Origin of the sequence: Streptomyces sp. 2A115 (genome assembly GCF_052245575.1) — a bacterium.
Lineage (GTDB): Bacteria > Actinomycetota > Actinomycetes > Streptomycetales > Streptomycetaceae > Streptomyces.
Window position 1 is genome coordinate 240,916 of record NZ_JBQQCG010000003.1, and the last position, 24,091, is coordinate 265,006.

A 24,091-nucleotide genomic window follows, 5' to 3' on the forward strand; every position below is an offset into this window, starting at 1 on the left:
TGCCTAGCCCAGCAACCTCTCCAACACCACCGCGATCCCGTCCTTCTCATTGGACAGGGTCATCTCGTCCGCCACCGCCTTGAGTTCCTCATGGGCGTTGGCCATCGCCACCCCGTGCGCGGACCAGGCGAACATCGGGATGTCGTTCGGCATATCGCCGAAGGCAATCGTCTCAGCGGCCTTCACGCCCAGTCGGCGGGCCGCCAGGGACAGGCCCGTGGCCTTGGAGAGGCCGAGGGGGAGAATCTCCACTATGCCCTCGCCCGCCATGGTGATGCTCACCAGACCGCCCGCCGCCAGCTGTGCCGCGGCCGCCAGTTCGTCGTCGGTGAGGCGGGGGTGCTGGATGTACATCTTGGTCAGCGGGGCGGCCCAGAGTTCCGCGGTGTCGGTGAACGGGACGGTCTGCAAAAGGCCCTGCACCTGGTAGCCGGGGCCGATCAGCACGTCGCCGTCCAGGCCGTCGCGGCTCGCGGCGAGGGCCAGCGGGCCGACCTCCGCCTCGATCTTGGCGAGCGCCAGCCCGGCCAGCTGCCGGTCGAGGGTCACCGACGTGAGCAGACGATGCGCCCCGGCGTCGTACAGCTGCGCGCCCTGACCGCACACCGCGAGCCCCTCGTAACCGAGTTCGTCGAGGATGTGCCGTGTCCAGGGCACTGCCCGCCCGGTGACGACGAGGTGCGCGGCGCCCGCCACGGTGACCGCGGAGAGCGCTTCACGCGTGCGCTCGGAGACCGTGCCGTCGGAGCGCAGCAGCGTTCCGTCGAGGTCGGTCGCGACGAGCTTGTAAGGGAAGTCCCCGGACGAGGGGGCAGCGGCGCTCACTTGGCGACCGGCTCCAAGATCTCCCGGCCCCCCAGATACGGCCGCAGCACTTCGGGTACCCGCACGGAGCCGTCGGCCTGCTGGTGGTTCTCCAGGATCGCCACGATCGTGCGCGGTACGGCGCACAGCGTGCCGTTCAGCGTCGCGAGCGGCTTGACCTGCTTGCCGTCGCGCATCCGGATCGACAGGCGGCGCGACTGGAACTCGGTGCAGTCGGATGTCGACGTCAGCTCGCGGTACTTGCCCTGGGTCGGGATCCACGCCTCGCAGTCGAACTTCCGCGCCGCCGACGAACCGAGGTCGGCCGACGCCACATCGATCACCCGGAACGGCAGCTCCAGCGAGGTCAGCCACTGCTTCTCCCAGTCCAGGAGACGCTGGTGCTCGGCCGCCGAGTCCGCCGGGTCGACGTACGAGAACATCTCGACCTTGTCGAACTGGTGTACGCGGAAGATGCCGCGCGTGTCCTTGCCGTGCGAGCCGGCCTCGCGGCGGAAGCAGGGCGAGAAGCCCGCGTACCGCAGCGGCAGCCGGTCGGCGTCGATGATCTCGTCCGAGTGGTACGCGGCCAGCGCCACCTCGGACGTGCCGACCAGGTAGAGGTCGTCCTTGTCCAGGTGGTAGACGTCCTGCGATGCCTGGCCGAGGAAGCCGGTGCCGGCCATCGACTGCGGGCGGACCAGCGCCGGCGTCAGCATCGGCGTGAAGCCGGCTTCCGTGGCCTGCGCGATCGCCGCGTTCACCAGGGCGAGCTCCAGGAGCGCGCCGATGCCGGTCAGGAAGTAGAAGCGCGAGCCCGAGACCTTGGCGCCGCGCTCGACATCGATCGCGCCGAGCGTCGTGCCGAGCTCCAGGTGGTCCTTCGGGTCGAAGCCCTCGGCCGTGAAGTCGCGGATCGTGCCGTGTGTCTCGAGCGTGACGAAGTCCTCCTCGCCGCCGACCGGGACGTCGGGGTGCACGAGGTTGCCGAGCTGGAGGAGGAGCTCCTGGGTCTCTGCCGCGGCCTCGTCCTGCGCGGCGTCGGCCGCCTTGACATCGGCGGCGAGCTGGCCGGCCTTCTTCAGGAGCTCGGCCTTCTCGTCGCCGGAGGCCTTGGGGATGAGCTTGCCGAGCGACTTCTGCTCGGAACGGAGCTCGTCGAAGCGGACCGCGGACGACCTGCGCCGCTCGTCGGCGGAGAGCAGGGCGTCGACGAGTGCGACGTCCTCTCCACGGGCGCGCTGCGACGCACGCACACGGTCGGGGTCCTCACGGAGCAGGCGAAGGTCAATCACCCCTCAAGGCTACCGGTGCGGGGTTCCGGCTCACGACCCGGTATTCCGATCTGCCGCTTCTGTCACGCTTTGGGAGAATTGATACACTCTGTCAATAAAGGGAGCGCGGATCCCCGAAATGGGGCAGCCGGGATTCGGTGAGTTGACTCGATTCCCTTGTGGGGAACGGGACTTGGGAGCCGGGTTGTCCACAGAGAGCCATCCCTCCGAAGGGTTATCCACAGGCTGTGCGAAAGATCTGTGGACATCGGGAGTGATCACTCCGAAAGCTGTGTGCGGGGCGAGGAATTCCCGAGTCAAACCCTCTCCGCACCCACTTTCGAGTGGAAATCGTTCGCCCTAAGGGATTGGTCAACGGAAACGGGTGGACGAAGGGTGACCTGCGGGGCTGTGGACGCAGTTGCGGGTCGCAGGCCGATTTGTCGACTGAGTCATGCTTCGTTGTCGACTTGTCCCCAGGTCGAGAAGCGCGCCTGTGGATAACTTCTGTGGACAGAGACAATCTGCAGGTAGGACCGGCTAGAAACGGCCGTCCTGGCAGCGCGCCACCCAGTCCGCCGCCGTCACGAACTCGTCGTCCGACGTCCCCGGCAACGGAGTTCGCACGTCCTTCACTCCGATGTCCGCGCGCGGATACGAGCCGAGGTACCGCACCTGCAGGCAGACCCGCCTGAGTCCCATCAGGGCCTCGGCCACCCGCCGGTCGGAGATGTGGCCCTCGGCGTCGATGGCGAAGCAGTAGTTGCCGATGCCCTCGCCGGTCGGCCGGGACTGCAGCAGCATCAGGTTGACGCCGCGTACGGCGAACTCGCCCAGGAGATCGCGCAGCCCACCGGGGTGGTCGTCGCTCTGCCAGATGACCACGGACGTCTTGTCCGCGCCGGTCGGCGCCGCGGGCCGCGCGGGCCTGCCCACCAGGACGAACCGGGTCTGCGCGTTCTCCGCGTCGTGGATCCCGGTCTCCAGTGGCACCAGGCCGTACTTCTCCGCCGCGAACTCGCCCGCGAAGGCCGCGTCGTAGCGCCCTTCCTGCACCAGACGGGCGCCGTCCGCGTTGGAGGCGGCCGACTCCCAGATGACGTCCGGGAGGTTGTTCTTCATCCAGTTGCGCACCTGCGGCTGGGCTGCGGGGTGCGCCGTGACCGTCTTGATCTCCGAGAGCTTCGTGCTGGGCCGGACCAGCAGCGCGAAGGTGATCGAGAGGAGCACCTCGCGGTAGATCATCAGCGGTGCGCCGGCGACCAGCTCGTCGAGCGTGGTGGTGATGCCGCCCTCGACGGAGTTCTCGATCGGAACGAACGCGGCCTCGGCCTCGCCGTTGCGAACCGCGTCGAGCGCGGCGGGAACGGACACCATCGGGATGAGCTCCCGGGTGGCCGCCTCCGGAAGCGTCCGCAGGGCGACTTCGGTGAAAGTGCCCTCGGGGCCGAGATACGCATAGCTGGCTGGCATGGCCTCACCCTAATGGGCCTTGCGAAACCGGGCTCAAGCTTCCGGCCCAGGCGTCACAAGGCGTGGTTCTCATCCCTCCAGCAACTTCTGCCCCACGTACTCCCCCTTCGCGGCCCCGCCCGGCACCGCGAACAGGCCACTCGCCTCGTGCCGGATGAACGTGGACAGCGCGTCACCCCGGTCGAGCTTGCGCTGCACCGGAACGAAGCCGCGTACCGGATCAGCCTGCCAGCAGACGAAGAGCAGGCCCGCTTCCGGTACACCGTCCGCGTCGATGCCGTCGTGGAAGGAGAACGGCCGACGGAGCATCGCGGCGCCGCCGTTCTGGTCGGGCCGGGTGATGCGGGCGTGCGCGTTGATGGGGACGACCAGCTTGCCGTCGGCCCCGGTCTTCTCCAGGTCCATGTCGGTCGTCTCGGTGCCGCCGGACAGAGCCGCCCCGTCGGACTTCCGTCGCCCGATCACGTCCTCCTGGTCCTTGACCGAGAGCTTCTCCCAGTCGTCGAGGAGCATGCGGATGCGCCGTACGACGGCGTACGAGCCGCCCGCCATCCACGACGGGTCGCCCGCGTCGGGCACGAAGATCCGCTGGTCGAAGTCGGATTCCGATGGCTTCGGATTGCGCGTGCCGTCGATCTGGCCCATCAGATTGCGGGCCGTCATCGGGTGGGCGGTGGCGCCGGGCGAGCGGTTGAAGCCGTTCATCTGCCAGCGCACCCTGGCCGCCCGGCCCGCGTCCTTCTGGAGCGCGCGCAGGGCGTGGAAGGCGACGAGGGCGTCGTTCGCGCCGATCTGCACCCACAGGTCGCCGTTGCTGCGCGCCTTGTCGAGGTGGTCCGAGGAGAAGTCGGGCAGCGGGTCGAGGGCGATCGGGCGCTGCTTCTCCAGTCCCGTACGGGCGAAGAAGCTGTGGCCGAAGCCGAAGGTGACCGTGAGGGAGGAGGGTCCCGCGTCGCGCGCCACGTCCGTGTCGTCGCTCACGGCCGCCTCGCCCGCCATCAGCCGCTGTGCGGTCGCCGACCAGCGGCGCAGCAGGGCCGCCGCCTCCTTGCGGCCCGCGCCCGCCGACAGGTCGAAGGCGACGAGATGGCCGCGTGCCTGAAGGGCGGTCGTGATACCGGGTTGATGTTTCCCGTGAAACATCACCTCGTCCGCGCCGAGCGAGGTGAGGGGCGCGGCCTGGTCGGCGGAGGGCGCGGCGGCGTACCCGGCGGCCCCGCCCGCCGCGCCGAGCGCGAGCCCGGTAGCACCGGCGGTACCGAGCAGGCGGCGCCGCGAAATGACGCCCTTGGAAGAGGGCTCTTGTGAAACAGCCTCCCCGGGAGGGCCATTTTCGAAAGTCGTCTCCATAGGAGAGGCCTTTATACGAGTGGCCTCTTCGGCAGTGGTCCCCGATGGGGACGTCTCCGGAGTGGACTGGTCAGCCATGGTGTCGTTCAGCCGATCTGCGCGTTCTTGTCCACGGTCACCTGGTCGATGTCGGAGGTCCGTACGGTCACCGCGACCTCCCAGTTGCCCGCCATGGGGATCTGCACCCCGCTCGCCGTCCAGTGTCCGGTGGCGATGCGGTCGGGAACGACGGGCAGTGGCCCGATGTCCTTCGACTGAAGGGTGAAGGCGACCTTGACCTCGGGAATGTCGAAGGCCCTGCCGTTCGGCCGCTCCACGAAGAGGTGCATCTCGTTGGCGCCGACGCGGGCCGGGTCGAGTTCGACGCGTGCGACACCCTTGCCGTCCTGGCCGCCCGTGTCGAACGGGATGTCCAGGGACAGCGCTCCGGTCTCCGGCGACGCGGCGGCGGCGGTGGCGGCCTTGGCGTCCTCCTCCGTACGCCCCGGTTCGGTGGACGTCAGCACGGTGGTGACGGCGAGCAGGACCACGGCGACGCCCGCCTCGGCGAGCACCGAGCGGCGCAGGCCCGAGCGGAGCGGATCGGCGTCCCGGAGGCGCTTCTCGCGCGCGGTGGCCACCGCGGCCCGCTGTCGGGCCAGTTGGGCGGCACGCTCGCTGTCACCGCCACCCACCCGCGCGGCGGCCGGCTCCTTCTCCCTGGACTCCTTCTCGGCCGTACGCTCCTCGTCGGCTGAATCCACTGCATCCGCTGAATCCGTCGTGGCGGCCACCGTGGTCGCCACGGTCTTCGAAGCGGGTGCCTGCGCCAGCTGGGAGGTCCAGCGCCGCGAGATCCACGCGATACCGACGAGGACGACCACCAGGCCGACCTTGACGAGCAGCAGCTGCCCGTACGACGTCCCCGTGAGCGCCGACCACGAACCGACCTGCCGCCACGACTGGTAGATCCCGGTCGCGGCCAGCACGGCCACGCTGGCGAACGCCACGCGAGAGAAGCGGCGTACGACGGAGGGCTCGATGGACGGTGTGCGGTAGAGCGCCACGAGAAGCGTCGACAGACCGCCGAGCCAGACGGCGACGGCGAGCAGATGCAGCACGTCGACGGGCATCGCGATCCCCGTCTGGATACCGGCCGAGGCGTGCTCGGCCATCGCCCAGGTCGCGGCAAGACCCGCAGCCACGACGAACCCGCCGATGGCGAGCCCGAAGGCCAGATCGCCCTTCTCCTCGTCGTCGTCGCGCTTCTCATACGCCCCGAAGAGGACGGCGATGAACAGCGCGGCCGCGGCGAGCAGCAGCAGCCGCGAGACCAGCGCCGCGCCCGTCTTGGTCTGCAGCACCTGGCTGAGCAGGGTCAGGTCGAAGATCTCCCCGACCTTCCCCGAGCCGGTGTACGAGCCACGCAGCAGCAGCATGGCGAGCGTGGCCCCGGTGAGCGCGAGCCACCCGGACACCACGAGCCGTTGCACCGGCCGCACCCCGGCCCCCCGCTGCCAGCAGGCCAGCACGAAGGCCGCACCGCCGACCAGGAGGATGAATCCGGCGTAGGAGACGTAGCGCGCGAAGCCGTAGAGCCCGCCCACGACTCCGCCGCCCGCTCCCTGATCGGAGACCGAGACGGAGGTCTTGGAAGGCGCGCCCACGGAGAAGGTGAAGGCGCCGGCGACGGGGTGGCTGTCCGCCGACACCACTTGGTAGGTGACGGTGAACGTGCCGTCGGGCAGGCCCTCGTGCAGCCGCACGGAGTAGGTGTTCGTGCCCTGCTCGCCGGTCTTCCCGGTGTCGACGCGCTTGCCCTTGGGGTCGAGCACGCGCACCGAGCCGTCGGACATCGCGACGCTCTCGGAGAAGGTGAGCGACACCTGGGCGGGCGCCTCGTCGACCACCGCTCCCTGCGCGGGGTCGCTCCCGGTCAGCGCGGCGTGCGCGGAGACTGGCGCGGCCCCGGCGAGGAGCGCGCCGGTGACGGCGAGGAGCAGCAACAGCAGCGTCCGGACGCGGGGAGCGATGGTCTGACTCAACGGTGGCCCCTCCCTCAGTGGTGCGCCGTCGAAGACGACTTCGCGGACGACTTGGTGGACGCCGTCGGCCGGTAGGTGGCGGACTTCACCGGCATCTCGATCTTGATCGGCTCGGACTTCGTGAAGTGCAGCTCCAGGGACACCTTCTCGCCCTCCTTCGGCTTGCGCTTCAGCTTCTCGAACATCAGGTGGTTGCCGCCGCTCTCGAGGACGAGCTCGCCGTGGGCGGGGATGCCGAGTTCGTCGACCCGCTCCATCGACTGTCCGGTGGTTTTGTGGAGGGTGACCTCGCCGGCGATGTCGCTGGTTACGGAGGACAGCCCGTCCTCGTCGTCGCTCTCGTTGGCGACGACCAGGAAACCCGCCGCCATGGAGTCCGAGACCGGCTGCGGCATGTACGCCGAGCCGACGGACAGTTCGGGCCCCGACGGGCCGGAGTCCGCGTCGCCGCAGCCCGTCAGGGTCAGAGCGGCGGCTATGACGAGGGCACCCGCGTACGCCGTACGACGCGTCACGGCTTCTCGCCCTTGATCAGCTTGGGGAGGTCCTTGGTGTAGTCGTCGACGGTGGCGTCCTCGCCGTACAGCACGTAACCGCCGTCGGTCTTCGGCGAGAACGCGATGACCTGTGTGCCGTGCATCGAGACGGGCTTGCCGTCCTTGTCCTTCGTCGGCGCCTCGATGGAGATGCCGAGGGTGCGGGCGCCGCCCTGGATCGTGGGGAAGTCGCCGGTCAGGCCGACGACGTCGGAGTCGATGCCCTTGAGCCACTTGCCGAGCGCGGACGCGGTGTCCCGCTCCGGGTCGGTGGTGACGAACACGATGCGGAGCGAGTCCTTTTCGGCCTGGGACAGCTGCTTGTCCTGGGCGAGCTGCTTCTTGGCGACGGCGATGTTGTTCATCGTCAGCGGGCATACGTCGGGGCAGTTGGTGTAGCCGAAGTAGATCAGTGTCGGCTTGCCCTTGGTCTCCTTGCGGAGGTCGTACTTCTTGCCCTGCGTGTCGGTGAGGACGAGGTCCGGCTTCTCGAACGGCTTGTCGAGGACCGTCGCGGCCTTGGCCGCGCCGGACTCGGCGGACACGTCGGCTACGGCCGTGCCGCCGGCGTCATCGTCACCACTGCCGCAGGCGGAAAGGGTCAGAGCGGCCGCGGCGAACAGGGCGGCCATGGCGTACGTCTTCTTGCGCATAGAAAAATGTCCCAGATGTGAGAGCTCCGGTCCGCACCGGGGGTCGTACAAGACCGTACGACCCCGCGGCGCGCACCAGAGGAGTGCTTGGACGTCAGGCGCTGGTGCGCCGACGACCGGCCAGAACGCCGAACGCGACGCCCGCCACGCCGACGACGATGCCCACGACGCCCAGCACGCGGGCCGTTGTGTCGCTGCTGTCGGAGGAGGAGGCCTCCGTGGTGGACGTGTTGGCGGCGGCCTTCGCGTCGTCGGCGTCATCGGACGTGTCGGAGGCGGCGGCGCCGTGGTGATCGGCCTCGGCGGCGGACAGCGCGAGCACAGGAGCCGGCGCCTCGGGCTCTTCCTCGCCCTCCTTCGGGGTCTCGATCCAGCGCACGACCTCCTTGTTGTCGTACGTCTGGATCGCCTTGAACACCAACTCGTCGGCGTCCTCGGGCAGCGCGCCGATGGAGAGCGGGAACTTCTGGAAGTAGCCGGGCTGGATGCCCTTGCCGTCGGCGGTCCACGTGACCTTGCTGACGGCCTCGTCGATCTTCTCGCCGTGCAGCTCCAGAGGCTTGTCGAGCTTGCTCGTGGTGACCTTGGCGGTCCAGCCGTCCACGGCCTCGGGCATGACCGAGGCGAGGGGGTGGTCGGTCGGGAAGTTCACTTCGAGCTTGGTGGTCGAGGCATTGTCGCGCTCGTTCGGCACCTTGAAGTTGACCGTCGCGTACCCGCCCTTGGCGGCCGTGCCCTCCGGTTGCACGCTGACGTGCGCGAAGGCAGGGGCGGACAGGACGAGGACGGCCGAGGCGGCGGCGACGCCGGTGGCGGCGATGCGGGAAGCCTTCATGGCAGAGAGCACTCAACTTTCAGCACTGGTTCGGTGAAAGAACGGGGTTGCGCGTGCGAAAGAGCGGGCACGCGCGCGTGCCGCACGACGGCGTCCCCCAGGAGTGGTGCGTGAGGAGGTGTGCGTCGCGTCAGGCGGCGAGGGCGAGGACGTCGCCGGACGGCGGACCCCGCCGGATCACCGAGTGCTGAAGAGCGGTCGTACGCAGGACCGGTGGCGCGAGCTCCGGGGTGACCGCTGCGCGCGGTGCCGGCTCGGGCGTACCCGGGAGGCCCGCCAGAAGGGCGCGTAGGAGCGCGAGAGCCCCGCGCAGGGAGACGAGCGCCCCCTCGGCGACGCCGTGTGCCGAGAGCCGCAGCAGGCGCCGCAGCGCGATGTCCCCGCGGCGAAGCAACCACCCGGTGGCGACGGCCGCCAGAACGTGGCCGAGGAGCATCGGCAGCGACGGCAACACCGACGCGGCGGATCCGCCGGCGGTTGACAGGGCGCCCGCCTGCTCGTGCATGGCGTGCCCGGTGCCCGTCCCGCCTGTGCCTCCCGTCCCGCCCGTGTCGATCCGCGCGTCGGCGAGGATCCGCTGTGCCTGGGCGGGGCTGAGCGGCGCGAGGGACGCGCCGCACAGCAGCCGTGCGGCCCGGGCCATGAGCGAGGCGTCCACGCTCCCGGACGCCGTTGCGGAAGCTGTTGGCGTCGTCGCCATGCCGTGCTGGCCGAGCCCGAAGAGAATGTGCAGCGTGGCCTGGCCGACCGTGAGCAGCGCGGCGATGCCTGGCAGCGAGCACTCTCGCCGGGCGAGCGGCGCCGCGACGGCGAAGACGGCGAGGAATCCGACGCCGAGTGTCCACACCGGAACCGTGGCGCAGGAGGTGATCGCATGACCGGCAGCGGCCAGCACGACACAGGCCGCGGTGAACACCGCGGCCCTCAGAACCCGGAGATCACCTCCGGTGCGCGCGTGCTGGTGGGGGTCAGTCATGGCGGACTCATCATCGCACTGGGCTCACCCGCGCCACACGGCAGGTCCGCAAGGTCCCGTACGATCCGGAAGATCACATTCTGGCCTGAGTCGCCCCCTAAATACACCGACCGAAGTCGTCGGCACATCCCCCGTATGGGCGACATCACGTCAACTACGTGCTTACACCCGGCCCCTTGCGGCAATACGTAACGGTATGTCGAGCCGCGGCCAGGAGGCTGGAGCATGAGCATTTGGTGGTCCCTCCATCTCCGGCGTGAGGCGGCGAGCGTGCCGCTCGCCCGGCGCCTGCTGCTCGGCACGATGGAATCCGCGGGGGTGGATCCGGATATTTCCTATGATCTCTCCGTCGCGCTCAGCGAAGCCTGTGCCAACGCCGTCGAGCACGGGGGCGACTCCGCCCGTGACACGTCCACCGGGGCCTACAGGGTGACGGCCTATCTGGACGGCGAGACGTGCCGCATCGAAGTGGCCGACTCGGGACCCGGCTTCCCGTCCGGACGAAGTCGCGCCCCGCTCCGTCCCGCCCCCAGCGAGGCCGAGCACGGCCGGGGCCTGTGTCTGATCGAGGAACTGGCGGACCACGTCCACATCGGCAACAAGCCCGGCAGGGGCGGCGCGGTGGTCAGTTTCGACAAGATGCTCAAGTGGCGCGACGACAGGCCGCTGGTGGCCACGTGATGGGTGCCCTACCCGTTTCCCGAGGAGAGCGCTTCTCCGAGTGCCCTCCCTGAGGGCGACGGTTTTCCGCCGACTTCGGCTTCCCCGGCACTCTCAGCGTCCTCACAGCCGCTCCCCACGTGCTTGACGGTTGCCGTCCCTAACTTTCCCGGCATGACGGGAAGCCACAGACACCAGACGATCACCCGGCGCCGCGCGATCGCGGTCACCGGAGGCGCGGCCGCGGCCGGCGGGCTGGCGATCGCCGGATACCAGTCCGCGTTCGCCGACGAGACGGCCACCACGGCCACTACGGAGGCGGCCGCCACCAGCGCGCCCGCCAGTTCGACCAGTTCGAGCAGCGGTACCTGTGTCCTCATGTCCAGCGTCACGGAGGGTCCGTACTACCTGGACGGGGCCCTCGTGCGGAAGGACATCACCGAGGGCAAGAGCGGCGTCCCGCTGACGCTGCGCCTCACCGTGCAGGACACCACCGAGTCCTGCGCCCCGGTCGCGGGCGCGGCCGTCGAGATCTGGCACTGCGACGCCTGGGGTTACTACTCCGGCTACACGACGGCCAACCCCGGCGGCTCCGCGCCCGCCGAGAGCGAGGACGGCTCGACCGCCGACGACAAGACGTACCTGCGCGGCTACCAGATCGCCAACGCCAACGGGGTCGTCAAGTTCGAGACGATCATCCCCGGCTGGTACACGCCCCGGACCTGCCACATCCACGTGAAGGTGCACACCGGCGGCGAGAAGGAGGACGGCACCTACGAGGGCGGCAAGCTCAACTTCACCGGACAACTCTTCTTCGACGACGACATCGCGGAGCAGATCTTCGAACTGGAGCCGTACTCCGAGCACAGCGGCACCTGGACCAAGCTCGACGACGACATGGTCTACGACGGCGGAGGCGCGGCCGGCGGTCTGCTCACCCTGGAGCCCGTGCACAAGAAGGACCCCTCCAAGGGCTACAAGGGGTACCTCACGCTCGGCATCGACCCGGACGCGGAGAACTCCGGCGCGGGCGGCGGCGACGGCGGTGGTACGCCCCCGAGCGGTGCGCCCGGTGACGTCCCCAGCGACGCTCCGAGCGCGTCGGCCTCCTCCTCCGCCTCCTCCTCGTAAAGGCTCACGTCGATGAGCAGCCCCGAGGACGAGACGTTGGCGCGGGCCGCCGTGACCGCCCTGACCGGACATCTCGCGCTGGCCCCCAAACCCGGACTGCCCGACCCGCGCGACCTCGGCGTCCGAGCGACAGGGCAGGACCACTGCTCCCTGCGCTGGTCGGCCAAGGCGCTGGCGCCGGGCCTCGCGGCGATGGCGGCCGCCGCCCGCCGCACCGGCTCCGCGACGCCCGAACTCCGGGCGGAGCTGGGCGCGATCGGGCGGTCCACCGAGCACTCGGTGGCCCTGGCGGGTGGCGGGCACCGCGGGGCGCTGTGGGTGCTCGGCCTGCTGGTCGCCGCGGCGGCCCTGGAACCCCGGGCCACAGGGCGCGACCTCGCCGCGACCGCCAAGCGGATCGCGGCGCACCCCGACCGGCGGGCGCCGCGACGGCCCTCCCGTGGGTCGTCGGTCTCCGCGAAGTACGGCGCGGCCGGAGCGAGGGGCGAAGCGAGGGCTGGATTCCCGCACGTACGACGGGCGTTGGAGACGCTGGGCGCGGCCCGTTCGGCGGGCGTCCCCGAACCGTACGCCCGGCTCGACGCCCTGCTCACTGTCATATCCACACTCCAGGACACGGAGTTGCTGTACACGGCGGGCCCGCACGGGCTGCGACGCGTCCAGACGGGTGCCCGCGGCGTCCTCGAAGCGGGCAGCACGTCCACCGAGTCGGGCCGCGCGGCACTGGCCGCCTTCGACGACGACCTCCACGCGCGCGCGTGGAGCCCTCGCGGCAGCAGTGGGCTGCTCGCGGGGGCCCTGTTCGCGGACTCACTGCCGGCGGTGGTCAGTTCACCGGCACGGGTGGCTTGACGCGGGTGGCAGCGGGCTGGTTGTCGCCCGTCGCCAGGCGCACCATCGGCGTCATGCGTACAAGGCCGCCTGCATCAGCTCCCCGGGGCGAGCCGTTCGGCCGTGTACGCCCTTCCTCCCGAAGAGCCCGTTCGAGCTCGATACGGACACCGATGCTTCGGTACGCCTCGGGCACGGTCAGGTCGTCCGCCTGGCAGTACAGGCCCGGCTCGACGGCCAGGCAGATACCGGCTCCAGCGCGCCGTCCACGTACGCCTCCGTTCGCGCGGCCGCACACGCTCGACAAGCCCTTGACCAGACCCCCACTCGATCAGCTTCTCGGCCAGTACGCGCTGCGACGTCGCAGTACATGGCGCCCGGCCGCGATGAGGATTCCTGGGCCTCCAAGGGCGTGGAATATCGGACCACAGCCAGTCACAAGCCAGGTTTGCCCAGCGCATGGGAATCGGTAGCGGTGACGCGTCTCGGGGGCGCGGAGAGCATCAGTACTATGAGTGCGTCTTTGGTTGAGTCGTATGGCGCCTGTTCGGCGCTGGGAGGATCACGGATCCTAGCGACTTATCAGAGAAATTACCTGACGACCAAGAGGTGATATCAATGGAATCTTTGTTTCCTCAGATCGATTACCAGCCGCGTCTTTCGCGGTTGCGCGCGTCTCTGCAATTGGACGAGGGCTCCGCGTATCTGGCCACCGATCTGACAAACATTCGGTACCTTTCGGGTTTCTCTGGCAGTTCCGGGAAGCTCCTTATTACGGCCGATTCGGCGGTTATGTTCACCGATGGCCGATATGTCGAGGCAGCAGAGGCTGAGGTGCCGAGTGGATTGGTGTCCGTGCACGGCGGTGACCGGGCTGGCCAGTGGACCACCATGGTTGAATCCGTAAAGAATTTTGCGAAATTGTTCTTCGACGCTCACGACATGACTGTGGACTTCTTCCTGGATATTCGATCGGAGCTGGGCTCGGGGGTCGAAATGGTCGACTCCCGCCGCGCTGTGGAGAAGCTCAGGATTATCAAGAGTCCAGCCGAGATCGCACGCATGAAGGCGGCGGCCCAGATCTCCGGAACAGCCTTCTCCGCTCTGCCGTCCCTCCTGAAAGAAGGGGTAACCGAAAGGGGGGTGGCAAGTTTCCTCGAAAAACGAATGATCGATCTGGGAGCGGAAGCACTCGCCTTCCCCTCGATCGTCGCATCGGGCGAGAATTCAAGTCGGCCGCATGCGCATCCGTCGAATCGGAAGGTCCTGCCGGGAGAGCTCGTGGTAATCGATTTCGGTGCGCGAGTGGACGGTTACCATGCGGACATCACCAGAACGATCTGGGCGGGTTCACTCGACGATGCTCAACTCCGCATGCACCGAGCGGTCGTGGAGGCAAATGCCGCTGGAGTCGCGGCTGTTAGGCCTGGGGCCACTCACGCAGATATTTTTCGAGCGTGCCGTAGCGTACTGTCGGAGTACGGTTACCAAGAGCCGCCGGCTCATCCATTCGGTCACAATCTCGGACTCTTCATTCACGAGTTGCCGTTTCTCACCGACAGCGCGGACGAGCCGCTGATGCCGGGGCAGATCATAACGGTCGAACCCGGAATCTACTTCAAAGGATTTGGCGGAGTCCGGATCGAGGACATGGTACTGGTAACGCCCGAGGGTCACCAAATGGTTTCTGATGTTCCCGTCCAGACAGTCTGAATTCCCCGGCCCTCATTAGCGCCGATCGAAAACCAGTGCATAAATCGCCTGGTTGTCGGCGCTGTCGATGGTCCACTCGAAGGACTTGCGGGCGTCATCGGTCTCTACCGGCTGGACAGGGGAAAGCGTGCACGTACCCGAGTCCAGATCTGCGACGAAGCCACGAATGTATGAGGCCGGAGCCGCGAAATCCACCTTAACCGTCAGTCTGTCGACGTCGCGGGCGAACATGGCTGCGAAGGGGTACCACATAATGTCGGTACCGGGAGTCATGGCGCCGGGCCAATCGTGTTTGTGCTCAACTACGAAAGTCTCTCCCCGCTTCAGTACTGTGGGGAACATGATGTCGATGAGCTGCAGCAGTCCGAGGTCGAGGTTGGACCGAATTGCCAAAGCTACGTCCCCGGCGTCGCGCTTCAAGGATGCGGCGTTGACCGCGAACTCCGAGAAGTGAAGTACTGAACCGCCGATCAGCAACATAGGGCAGCTGTCGACATCGAGTTTTGATGAATTGCGGCCCTTGATGGTGATTACATTTTCCACGTCGCGCGCGGTTATGCTGCTCTTGCAGATTATTTCTTCAATGTGTAGAGATTTATTAGATCCCCAGTAGGCATCCACAGCTCTCTGGCTCAGTATCGTGGCGCGGATCCATGATTCCGTGAAGGGTACCTGGACGGTTTCAGAGATCGCCGAAATGAGTGCCTCTACCGGAGATGTTGCCATCTTCGTGGAGTATGCGACATAGATTGCTGCTGCCCACCCGGTGAGACCGCAAAACAAAAGTGCGCCTATAAGGAGCGGTACCGTTGGGATGATATCGCGCAACCCCAGCAGAGTTCCGATCAGGGAAATTGCGGCTATGGTGGCAGCGAGCAATCTTCCAACGAATGTCCGCAATACATTTTGTCTGCGCAAGCGTCCTGTACCCTGTTCTGGTCAGATATAGCTGTAACAGATACTCAGGAGAAGTAGCGGAGTTTCTACAGGACGTCGCTGATGGGGAATGATGGCGCTCTGGAAAGCGATACCGAGCCCAGGGCGGCTAAGTGGCAGGAGCATTCCACCTGGAATGAAGCCGCCTCCCGCCCTCGATAGAGTCAGCAGTTCATGCATGTCCTGCTGCTCGAGATGCGGATGTATCTCTACGGTTGTCGCCTCACCGGCGATTAAAAAAAGAAAATTGAGATCGCAGCCCGGACGGTCTGTGTGGCACCCTACAAAGGACCCGAGTCCGTACGCCAAGTACGTGGATGACGAGAATTTCACGTCCCTGCCGGCAGAAGATGCTACCTGTGCCATCATTGACGTCGATGTTGCCAATGTAGAGGCACATTCGTCGCCGGCCGCAGAAGCGAAATCGAAAGGCGAGGTGAGCCTACGGTCCTTGACTCTGATGCCATATCGAGGACTGGCAATGTGAGTGAAATTGCTAGACGCAGCTTCGACTCGAAGAGCCTGTAGGGTCGAGTCATTCAGGTGATGGCCACCCGAATGGGTGAATCGTTGCGGTGGAGGGGAATTCCTGCTCTCTACCGTCACTTAATCCACCACGATGTCCCAGTACTGCTCTGCTTCCTCGCCGAGTATTACTTCTGGACCGTTGGGGTTGAGTTGCAGATCTTGTCGATCTGGACTTAGTTCAGCGATTTTCAGGCTGAACTCTTCGAAAGTCACATCATCCATCGTGGCCCCCTCGACGTTGCTCCCTGGGGGGAGATTAGTGAGGGTATGACGATGCGTCAATACCATTTCCACTGGATCTAGGCGTATTTGACCGGTGCGTTGTTGACAGCCGACGGCCTTGAGTAGAAATTATGATCTTGATGAAGAGCCCATCACAGGCGGACGCTACGCCTGTGAGCTGCGGATGTACCCGGTGTCCATGAGGGCGGCTGGCCTCCCTGTTCGCACTCACCGGCGTTAGGCCGCCGAGGCTGAGGTGGGCCAGCCCGTCCGCTCCTGCCGCCCCGGGACACCCTGCACCCCATGCAGCCGTTGGTTACGGCCGGACATGCCATCCGGGAACCGGCGCCAGCCAGGCCCCTGGCGGGCATCGATCTCGCCCTGGTCTGCTCATCTCGACCGTGCACCGGATATTAGGTGCCGCAGCTTGTGCCGACTGGCTTCCTGGGGTGTCCCAACAGGCCCGGTAATCCGCCGCTACGAGGTCAGTGGCCCAGCAGTCTCAGCTGCCGGCTGGTCCTGTTGAGGATTTCGCCGCCGTCTTGGGTACACACCATGATGTCCTCAATCCTTGCCCCGTGGAGCCCGGGCATATAAATGCCTGGCTCTACGGAGAACGCCATGCCCGGCTCCAGCTCCAGATTGTTGCCAGAGACGATGTATGGATCCTCATGCGTCTCCATCCCGATACCGTGACCAGTGCGGTGGATGAAGTACTGCCCATAGCCGGCCTCGGTGATGATCTCCCTGCCGATATGGTCCAGCATCTCCGCGGTCAGCCCCGGACGCACGGCCTCTGTCTGCGCACGCTGCGCGCTCTGGAGCACGTCGTAGTACTTCCGGAACGCCGTGCTCGGCTCTCCGATGCAGTAGGTGCGCGTCGAGTCCGAGCAGTACCCCTGTGATGTCGTTCCGCCGATGTCGACGACGACCGGCTCACCCACGTTGATCGTTCTGTCGGACAGCTCGTGATGCGGGCTGGCACCGTTGGGGCCCGACGCGATGATGACGAAGTCGACGCTGCTGTGGCCCGCGTCGATGATCGCGGCAGCGACGTCTGCGCCAACCTCTCGCTCGGTCCGTCCCGCGACCAGCCATTGGGCCATGTTGTCGTGTACGTAGTCGATTGCCGAGGCCGCTTCACGCAGGGCGTCGACCTCGTCCGGAGTCTTTCGCATCCGGAGCTCACGCAGTACAACCCCGGCCAAAGACTGCTCGGCGGAGGGCATCGCGCTGCGGAAGGCGAGCACTTTCTCGGCCCACATATGGTTGTCGAGGCCGACGCGGAGGGCTCCGGTGGGGAGTCTCCCAGCGACCATCGCATAGGGGTCGTCGGTCTCGTCCCAGCTGGTGATCTCTATGCCCAGTCCGCCTGCAGGGGACGCCTCGGCGGCTGGCTTCTCCAACCTGGGTACAAAAAGAAACGGTTCCGGACCCGTAGTGGGGAGTACGAGACACGTAAGCCGCTCCAACGGGAGCGCGGCATAACCCGTCAGGTAACGGAGGTCAGGACCTGGAGAAACGAGCAGGACGTCAATACCTGCTTCGGCGGCAGCGTTCTGGGCTCGCCGAAGACGGTCTGGGGGGCGCCGATTGAGGGATCCGATCTTCACACGGTCACTATAAGACGCTTCGGTTTGCCGACCCCGACGCGCGGCTCGAAGCAGGCGTGAGGGCAGCTCGTGAGCCGCGACGACTACGCGAAGCGGGCCGCCAGCACGACCACGTCCTCCGAACCGCCAGCTCTGTCGAGCCCATTCGGTAGAACCGTACGCAGCACATGGTCGACCAGCATTTCCGGGTCTTCCCGGGCGGCGCGCGGCGCGGAGTTGGCCGCGGCGTGCAGCCGGGCGAAGGCGCGGTCCATGGGATCGCCGGTGTTCAGCAGACCATCGGTGTAAAGGAGCACTGTCTCGCCGGGCTCCACGGTCAGTTCGACGCTCGGCGCCTCCCAACAGGCGAGCATCCCCAGGGGCGCCGACAGTGACGTCTCCGCGAACTCCGTACGCCGCTCGCCGATCACCAAGGGCGGACTGTGCCCGGCCCCGGCCAGCGTGATCTTGCGCAGCGCGGGCTCGCAGTACGCGAACAGGGCGGTGGCGGAGCGGGCGGGCTCGGTCAGCCGCAGCAGCAGTTCGAGGTCGGACAGGACGGCGACCGGGTCCTCTCCCTCCATCACGGCGTACGCCCTCAGGGAGGCCCTCAGCCGTCCCATCGCGGCGATCGCGCTGGGCCCCGACCCGGTGACGGACCCGACGGCGAGGCCGAGCGCGGCGTCCGGCAGGGGCAGTGCGTCGTACCAGTCGCCGCCGCCACGCGGCCCCGTGCGGTGCCGGGCGGCGAGCTGCACGCCCGAGACCCGGGGCAGCCGCGAGGGAAGCAGCTCTTCGGAGATCGTCGCCATGCACGCGCGCGTGCGGTCCAGTTCGACCAGATGGGCCAGGTGCTCGGCCGCGTAGCGCGCGTACAGGCCCACGAGGTGCCGCTGGCGCTCGACGGGCTCTGCGGGCTCGTCGTAGAGCCACACAGCGGCGCCCAGGCGGCCCGCCGACTGTGTGGACAGCGGGAGCGCGTAGCTCGCGGCGTAGCCGAGCCGGGCGGCGACCTCGCGGTGCCGCGGGTCGAGCCCGTCCTCGGAGAGGAGATCGGGCTGGGCGATCTCGCCCTCACCCCCAGGGAGTCCGTCGAGGATCTTCCCGTACGACATGGAACTGCGCGGAACGGTCTCGATGTGACCGAGATCGGCTCGGGCCAGACCCAGGCCGATGGTCGTGTCCGGACCCAGGCCGTCGCCCGGTTCCAGGACTACGAGACCGCGCTGGGCGCCCACGAGGGCGGCTCCGGCGCGCAGCAATTCCTGGAGTGCGTCCGACAGTGAGGCGGTGCGGACCAGGCGCTCGGTGAGTTCGTGCAGGGTCGTGAGATCGGAGACCCAGCCTGCGAGTCTGTCCTGCAGAACGGCACCGGGGGCGTTTGGAGAAGTGGCCGAAGAGGTACCCGTGGCGGCAGGCGCGGGCGCGACAGTGTGTGTGGGTGACGGAACCGTGGCATCGATTCCGGCCACTTTCGGAAGGTGAGGGGCGTTCATGGCGTCCGGCTTTCCGACCGGTGCGTATTGCTCAATAGCATCGCAAACCCCCATGTCATTCTGCGCCGCTAGCAGTGTCTCCACATGTACACGCACTCGTGAGGGGATGTCCAGCATTGTCCTGCTGGGATTCCTGGTGTCCATGGGGCTACAGTTGAAATGTAAAGTTGGCTTAAAACCGCTTCGAGTCACGGCTTATTGCGGTCGACTGGCCTTGTTCGACGGAGCGTCACAGCGGTCGTGATGGGTACGTACTCGGTGAAGGCCAGGGGTGATGGGGATCGTCCCGGAACCTGGCGACGGACCCGGGCGTCTTAGCCACCGACGACCGTGCCCCATCCTCCCGTGGCGGAGGCGGCGAGAAAAACGCGGGACAGCAAAACGCCAGGCGCCGCCACCCCACGCCATGCCCGTGCTTTTGCCAGACGCAGTATGGCCGCGGACGCAGCCAATGCTCGGCCCATAGGGGTTCCCCTTGTCCCTGACAGGGGTGTGATGCGCCAGTAGGTACGCACAGTGAAGTGATCGACACATGGTGTGATGTGGTCCTCGGTGTTGCCAGGCGTGCAACGGAAAGGAACGAGCGCTCATGCGCGAGATCCTCGGAAGGCGACGCAGGCTCCTGTCCAAACAGAACGGCGGGAAGTCTGAGATGCTCAGCGCGGCCCTGACCTTCGCGACCGCATGGCAGTGGCCCGTACTCCCGGGTGTGGCACCGGATCCGCAGGGGCGGGCCCGATGCGCGTGCCCCGACCCGGAGTGCACGGTGCCAGGTGCCCATCCCTTCGACCCCGGCCTGCTCGCGGCCACCACCGACGAGCGCATGGTGCGCTGGTGGTGGACGAACCGGCCTGCGGCGCCGATCGTCCTCGCCACCGGAGGCCAGGCCCCGTGCGCGGTGAGCCTGCCCGCCCTGGCCGCCTCCCGCGCGCTCGCCGCACTCGACCACATGGGGATGCGTCTCGGCCCCGTGATCGCGTCCCCGACGCGCTGGGCGCTGCTCGTGAAGCCGTACTCCCTGGAGCAGCTGGGCGAGCTGCTCTACGCCAAGGACTTCGTGCCGGGCTCGCTGCGCTTCCATGGCGAGGGCGGCTATGTGGCCCTGCCCCCGTCCGAGACAGGCCTGGGCCAGATCCGCTGGGAGCGAGCACCGCTGCCCGGCTCCGCGGCTCCCTGGGTGCCCGATGTGGAGGCCGTGGTGGACGCTGTGGTGGAGGCGCTCACTCGTTCGGGTGTGAGCGCACCCGAGTTGTAGGGGAATCGGGCGCGCGGCGAACCGCGCGCCCGCCCTCGCTCGTTATCGTCCCCTCCATGAACCTTCGCCTGATGGCGCTGACGGGCGTCGTCGCACTCACGGCCGCGCTGCCGCTGGCCGTGGCCTCCGCGGGACCTGTGGGCGACGGGGGCCCCGCGGCAGCACGTACGTCCGGTCAGACCGTGCGTGCCCCCGAAGCGCGTACCGCCGACGATGCGCGTACCTCCGAACCAGGTGCCTCCGCCGACGTCCGTACCTCCGGTCGCGTCGACGGCAAGGCGCCCGAGCCGCGTTCAGCCTCGACCGTGAGCCCCCTGCTGCTCGGTCTGGGCCTCGCCACCGCCGCTCGCTGCGGCCCCGACCTCGCGTCTCCCAACGGCATCGAGGCGCAGACCTGCGTGTTGACGCAGGGGCGGGACACCTGGGCGCGTACGTACTACCGCAACGTGACGGGCGACGACCTCACGTCCGTACTGACCCTCATGGGGCCCGGTGGCCGCACCGTGCGGATGCACTGTGCGGTGGGCGCGGACGACGAGCCGGCGGTGTGCGAGACGCCGCGGGAGCGCACTACGGGGGACGCGCGGGCGTACACGGCGGTCGTGGAGTTCGCGGCGGCGGCCGACAGGCCGCTGCTACTGCGCTCGGGGAGCAACTCGCCTACGCAGACTGCGCGTTGAGGCATCCGTCGACGGCGGACCGGAATCCGGGAATGGAAAAACCCGGTTGCTGGCGACGGGGGATGCACCAGCAACCGGGCTGATGGAACGGTAACAAGAGATCGGCGGTTCGCAAATTCGAACTCCGCTATTCGGACACCGATTTACCTGTCCCAACGAGGAGTTGTGACAGAGGTCACCCCTCCAGCGAGACGTCTGACCGGCTGACCGGTCGGTCAGCCGGTTCTGCGGATCCGCTGTGTGTCAGCTGAGTGTGACCTGGCGGTTGGTGAGACCGCCGCGCGCCCGGCGCTCGTCCGCGGTGAGTGGCGCGTCCGTGGTCAGTGCGGTGGCGAGCCGCTCGGCGAACTCGGTCGCCGGCTTCTCCACGTCGTCGGCGGTGACACCGGTCGGCAGGTCCCAGACCGGCACGGTGAGGCCGTGGGCACGGAAGGAGCCCACGAGGCGCGTGCCTTCCCCGAGGCTCGAACGGCCGGCCGCGTGCAGCCGCGCGAGAGCGTCCAGAAGCCGCTCCTCAGGGTGCGGCATGACCCAGCGCAGGTGGTTCTTGTCGGGGGTCTCGCACCAGTACGCCGCGTCGACGCCGGAGAGCTTCACCGTCGGGATGGCGGCGGCGTTCGCCCGCTCCAGGGAGGCGGTCACCTCCGTGGTCGCGTTCTGTGAGTCCGGGACCCAGAATTCGAAGCCCGAGTGCACAACTGGCTCGAACGCGCCTTCGGGGTCGATGAGGTCCTGCAACCGCGGTCCGTCGGCCGGGGCGCGGCGGCCCTGGACCGGAGTGCCGGGCTCCGCGGTGAGCGCGCGCTGGAGGGTGTCGGCCAGATCGCGGCTGATGTCACCGGACGCGGTGTCGTTCTGCAGGCCGATGAGGACCGAGCCGTCGTCGCGGCGCAGCGCGGGCCACGCCATCGGCAGCACGGTCGCGAGCGTGACGGACGGGACGCCCTCCGGGAGGGACTCCCTCAGATGCAGCTCGACGGTGGCCGCCGGCACCAGCTCGCGCAGCGCGACCCAGTCGGCCTCACCCGGCAACCCCTCGAAGGGGCGCTGCACCAGCTCGGTCACGGCGTGCGAGGCGGCCCGCCCGTGACAGGCCTTGTAGCGGCGACCGCTGCCGCAGGGGCAGGGTTCACGTGCTCCGACCACTGGCACGTGCTCATTGGTGCCTCCGGCACGGGCGCCATCCTTCAGCTGAGGCTGCCTGGCCTTCGTCTGGGGTCGCTTCTTGGCCATCGTGGATGTCTCCCGGTTACGGCTCGTCTCGTACGGGCGCGAGCCTAGCCGCTCGTACGAGGAGCCACGGGACCCTGTGGACAACCCGCCGAGTCGTCCCGGAACCGGTACTGGTGCCTCGGTTCGTCCCGGAACCGATGCCTCAGTCCAGGTCGTCGAAGGCGCCCCCGAAGGCCAGGTCGGGTATCGCGGACACCGACGGGGCCGTGACACGCGCGGCGAAGTCGTCGTGGCGGTGCTCGGCGTGCGCGTCCTTGTGCACGACCACCCACACCGTGACCTCGCCCTGGGCGTCGTCCCGGACGCCCCAGTCGTCGGCCAGCGCCGTGATGATGTTCAGCCCGCGGCCGCCGTGCGCGGTGACCGAGGGCGTGGCCGGAACCGGACGGGTCGGACCACCGCCGTCCGTCACCTCGACCGTGAGCCTGCCGCTCGGTTCCACTCGCCACGCGGCCCGGACGTCACCGTCGCCCGCCAGGGCGTCGCCCAGCGGCCTGCCGTGTCGGCAGGCATTGCTCAGTAGTTCGGAAAGGATCAATACGGCATCGTCGATGACCGTTTCCGCCACACCGCCGGTCCGCAGCTGAGTCCGCATCCGGTGTCTCGCATCCCCCACGCCCGCAGGGCCATGGGGTACGGCCATGCTCGACGACGTGGGCACCTCTTGTGCCACCACCAACGCCACCCCCGAGACCTCCTTCGCCCCACGCCACGGTGTGGATGCCCCTCTGGACTGGACCGGAAACCGGCCAATGCACGTGCAGTGACGCACTCGTAACGATCGAATACGGACCGAACGCGCCGGAGCACTCCCTGTAACCAGGTGGCCGGATTTCGACAGTGTGGCCGAGATCTCAAGATCCAGGAAGTCCGGGACAGAGGAGGTCCCAGGTCAGTGGCTCAGCTGTCGCAGCACCGCGCGCGGGCGGTTGGTGATGATGGCGTCGACGCCCAGGCCGACACAGAGATCGACGTCCTGGGGCTCGTTCACGGTCCATACGTGAACTTGATGGCCCGCCCGCTTCAGGCGCTCGATGTACGCAGGGTGATTGCGCACGATCCGCATCGACGGGCCCGCGATCCGGACACCCGCGGGCAGCCGACCGTCACGCAGCCGGGGCGAGACGAACTGCAGCAGATAGACCGTCGGCAGCGTCGGGGACGCGGCGCGGACGCGGTGCAGCGAGCGAGCCGAGAAACTCATGACACGCACCGTCGATTCGGCGGCCGAGGGCGGGGCGTCCAGGCCGAAGTGCTTCAGAAGGACCAGCAGGCGCTCCTCGACCTGGCCCGCCCAGCGCGTGGGGTGCTTCGTCTCGATGGCCAGCTGTACGGGCCGGCCGGCGTCGGCGACGAGTTCGAGCAGGCGCTCCAGCGTGAGGACGGACTGCTGCTCCCAGGACGGGGGCCGCTGCTGCTCCCAGTCGGGCGCCTCGTCGCGGTTCTTCCAGGAGCCGAAGTCCAGGGCGGCGAGGTCGGCGAGCTCCAGGGCGGAGACGGCACCGCGGCCGTTGGAGGTGCGGTTGACGCGGCGGTCGTGGACGCAGACGAGATGCCCGTCCGCGGTCAGCCGTACGTCACACTCCAGGGCGTCGGCGCCGTCCTCGATCGCTTTCTCGTACGCGGCCAGGGTGTGCTCGGGGGCCTCTTCGGAGGCCCCTCGGTGGGCGACGACCTGGGGCAGGTGCTGTCGTGCGTGGGTCACCGCGTCATGGTGCCATCGTGAGCGGGTACGCGTGGGGGCAGCGGCGCTAGACGTGCGATGGTTTTGTCAGACCTGTCCGATATAAGTGAAGATCAAGGAGTCACAGGGACCGCTTATGGCGCCCTGACGTCCCGTGGGAAAAGCTGACGGCATACAACAAGCACCTGCACAGCTGAATCGCGCC

The 24,091-nt window shown here is 67.8% G+C and carries 22 protein-coding genes and 1 pseudogene; 6 read left to right on the forward strand and 17 right to left on the reverse strand.

Annotated features, from left to right (window positions below; all coding sequences use genetic code 11):
* Positions 1-3: 3 nt before the first annotated feature.
* The 9 genes from ACTWQR_RS04215 to ACTWQR_RS04255 form a co-directional block, all read right to left on the reverse strand.
* Positions 4-825 (reverse strand): HAD family hydrolase, encoded by an 822-nt coding sequence (locus ACTWQR_RS04215; RefSeq protein ID WP_443225494.1) that lies wholly within the window; start codon positions 823-825, stop codon positions 4-6.
* On the reverse strand, positions 822-2,099 hold the full coding sequence (gene serS / locus ACTWQR_RS04220) for a serine--tRNA ligase (RefSeq protein WP_443225495.1): 1,278 nt from the start codon (positions 2,097-2,099) through the stop codon (positions 822-824). The genes ACTWQR_RS04215 and serS overlap by 4 nt, the downstream gene beginning before the upstream one ends.
* Positions 2,100-2,618: 519 nt before the next feature.
* On the reverse strand, positions 2,619-3,551 hold the full coding sequence (gene pheA, locus ACTWQR_RS04225) for a prephenate dehydratase (protein ID WP_443225496.1): 933 nt from the start codon (positions 3,549-3,551) through the stop codon (positions 2,619-2,621).
* Between the two features lie 69 nt (positions 3,552-3,620).
* Positions 3,621-4,979 carry an iron uptake transporter deferrochelatase/peroxidase subunit gene (gene efeB / locus ACTWQR_RS04230; RefSeq protein ID WP_443225497.1) on the reverse strand — a complete coding sequence of 453 codons (1,359 nt, stop codon included), beginning with the start codon at positions 4,977-4,979 and terminating at the stop codon, positions 3,621-3,623.
* An 8-nt stretch (positions 4,980-4,987) separates the two neighbouring features.
* Positions 4,988-6,925, reverse strand: coding sequence for a copper resistance CopC/CopD family protein (locus tag ACTWQR_RS04235; protein ID WP_443225498.1), 1,938 nt, complete (start codon positions 6,923-6,925; stop codon positions 4,988-4,990).
* 14 nt (positions 6,926-6,939) lie between these two features.
* Entirely contained in the window at positions 6,940-7,440 is a 501-nt protein-coding gene (locus tag ACTWQR_RS04240; protein ID WP_443225499.1) for a copper chaperone PCu(A)C, read from the reverse strand.
* Entirely contained in the window at positions 7,437-8,114 is a 678-nt protein-coding gene (locus ACTWQR_RS04245) for an SCO family protein (protein WP_443225500.1), read from the reverse strand. Before ACTWQR_RS04245 ends, ACTWQR_RS04240 begins: the two co-directional genes overlap by 4 nt.
* 94 nt (positions 8,115-8,208) lie before the next feature.
* Complete coding sequence (locus ACTWQR_RS04250) at positions 8,209-8,949, reverse strand: YcnI family copper-binding membrane protein (protein ID WP_443225501.1); 741 nt, start codon at positions 8,947-8,949, stop codon at positions 8,209-8,211.
* Positions 8,950-9,079: 130 nt separating this feature from the next.
* Positions 9,080-9,925: a hypothetical protein gene (locus ACTWQR_RS04255; RefSeq protein ID WP_443225502.1), complete on the reverse strand. Its 846-nt coding sequence runs from the start codon at positions 9,923-9,925 to the stop codon at positions 9,080-9,082.
* Between the two features lie 225 nt (positions 9,926-10,150).
* Here ACTWQR_RS04255 and ACTWQR_RS04260 point away from each other — a divergent pair, with 225 nt between their 5' ends.
* From ACTWQR_RS04260 to ACTWQR_RS04270, 3 genes are all read left to right on the forward strand, one after another.
* On the forward strand, positions 10,151-10,606 hold the full coding sequence (locus ACTWQR_RS04260) for an ATP-binding protein (RefSeq protein WP_443225503.1): 456 nt from the start codon (positions 10,151-10,153) through the stop codon (positions 10,604-10,606).
* A gap of 153 nt (positions 10,607-10,759) precedes the next feature.
* On the forward strand, positions 10,760-11,716 hold the full coding sequence (locus tag ACTWQR_RS04265) for an intradiol ring-cleavage dioxygenase (RefSeq protein WP_443225504.1): 957 nt from the start codon (positions 10,760-10,762) through the stop codon (positions 11,714-11,716).
* A gap of 12 nt (positions 11,717-11,728) precedes the next feature.
* Positions 11,729-12,568, forward strand: a complete 840-nt coding sequence (locus ACTWQR_RS04270; RefSeq protein WP_443225505.1) for a triphosphoribosyl-dephospho-CoA synthase — start codon at positions 11,729-11,731, stop codon at positions 12,566-12,568.
* Positions 12,569-12,641: 73 nt separating this feature from the next.
* Here the strand turns inward: ACTWQR_RS04270 and ACTWQR_RS04275 are convergent.
* Positions 12,642-12,906, reverse strand: a pseudogene (locus tag ACTWQR_RS04275) (aminopeptidase P family protein); the annotation flags it as partial.
* Between the two features lie 259 nt (positions 12,907-13,165).
* On the opposite strand from ACTWQR_RS04275, the gene ACTWQR_RS04280 reads away from it, so the two are divergent.
* Positions 13,166-14,260, forward strand: a complete 1,095-nt coding sequence (locus ACTWQR_RS04280) for a M24 family metallopeptidase (RefSeq protein WP_443225506.1) — start codon at positions 13,166-13,168, stop codon at positions 14,258-14,260.
* A 15-nt stretch (positions 14,261-14,275) separates the two neighbouring features.
* On the opposite strand, the gene ACTWQR_RS04285 is transcribed toward ACTWQR_RS04280, so the two are convergent.
* From ACTWQR_RS04285 to ACTWQR_RS04300, 4 genes are all read right to left on the reverse strand, one after another.
* The gene (locus ACTWQR_RS04285) at positions 14,276-15,139 is read right to left on the reverse strand and encodes a hypothetical protein (RefSeq protein ID WP_443225507.1); all 864 of its coding nucleotides are present in this window, start codon (positions 15,137-15,139) and stop codon (positions 14,276-14,278) included.
* Between the two features lie 663 nt (positions 15,140-15,802).
* Positions 15,803-15,946 (reverse strand): hypothetical protein, encoded by a 144-nt coding sequence (locus ACTWQR_RS04290; RefSeq protein ID WP_443225508.1) that lies wholly within the window; start codon positions 15,944-15,946, stop codon positions 15,803-15,805.
* A gap of 485 nt (positions 15,947-16,431) precedes the next feature.
* Positions 16,432-17,553 carry a M24 family metallopeptidase gene (locus ACTWQR_RS04295; protein WP_443225579.1) on the reverse strand — a complete coding sequence of 374 codons (1,122 nt, stop codon included), beginning with the start codon at positions 17,551-17,553 and terminating at the stop codon, positions 16,432-16,434.
* 89 nt (positions 17,554-17,642) lie between these two features.
* A complete protein-coding gene (locus ACTWQR_RS04300; RefSeq protein WP_443225580.1) occupies positions 17,643-19,151 on the reverse strand; it encodes a PP2C family protein-serine/threonine phosphatase in 1,509 nt (502 codons plus the stop codon).
* A gap of 472 nt (positions 19,152-19,623) precedes the next feature.
* Here ACTWQR_RS04300 and ACTWQR_RS04305 point away from each other — a divergent pair, with 472 nt between their 5' ends.
* A complete protein-coding gene (locus ACTWQR_RS04305; protein WP_443225509.1) occupies positions 19,624-20,289 on the forward strand; it encodes a bifunctional DNA primase/polymerase in 666 nt (221 codons plus the stop codon).
* A 56-nt stretch (positions 20,290-20,345) separates the two neighbouring features.
* A complete protein-coding gene (locus tag ACTWQR_RS04310) occupies positions 20,346-20,969 on the forward strand; it encodes a hypothetical protein (RefSeq protein ID WP_443225510.1) in 624 nt (207 codons plus the stop codon).
* Between the two features lie 243 nt (positions 20,970-21,212).
* Here ACTWQR_RS04310 and ACTWQR_RS04315 read toward each other — a convergent pair whose 3' ends face one another.
* From ACTWQR_RS04315 to ACTWQR_RS04325, 3 genes are all read right to left on the reverse strand, one after another.
* Positions 21,213-22,202, reverse strand: coding sequence for a DUF5926 family protein (locus tag ACTWQR_RS04315; RefSeq protein ID WP_443225511.1), 990 nt, complete (start codon positions 22,200-22,202; stop codon positions 21,213-21,215).
* Positions 22,203-22,344: 142 nt separating this feature from the next.
* Entirely contained in the window at positions 22,345-22,974 is a 630-nt protein-coding gene (locus tag ACTWQR_RS04320; protein WP_443225512.1) for an ATP-binding protein, read from the reverse strand.
* Between the two features lie 120 nt (positions 22,975-23,094).
* Positions 23,095-23,907 (reverse strand): glycerophosphodiester phosphodiesterase, encoded by an 813-nt coding sequence (locus ACTWQR_RS04325; RefSeq protein ID WP_443225513.1) that lies wholly within the window; start codon positions 23,905-23,907, stop codon positions 23,095-23,097.
* Positions 23,908-24,091 lie beyond the last annotated feature (184 nt).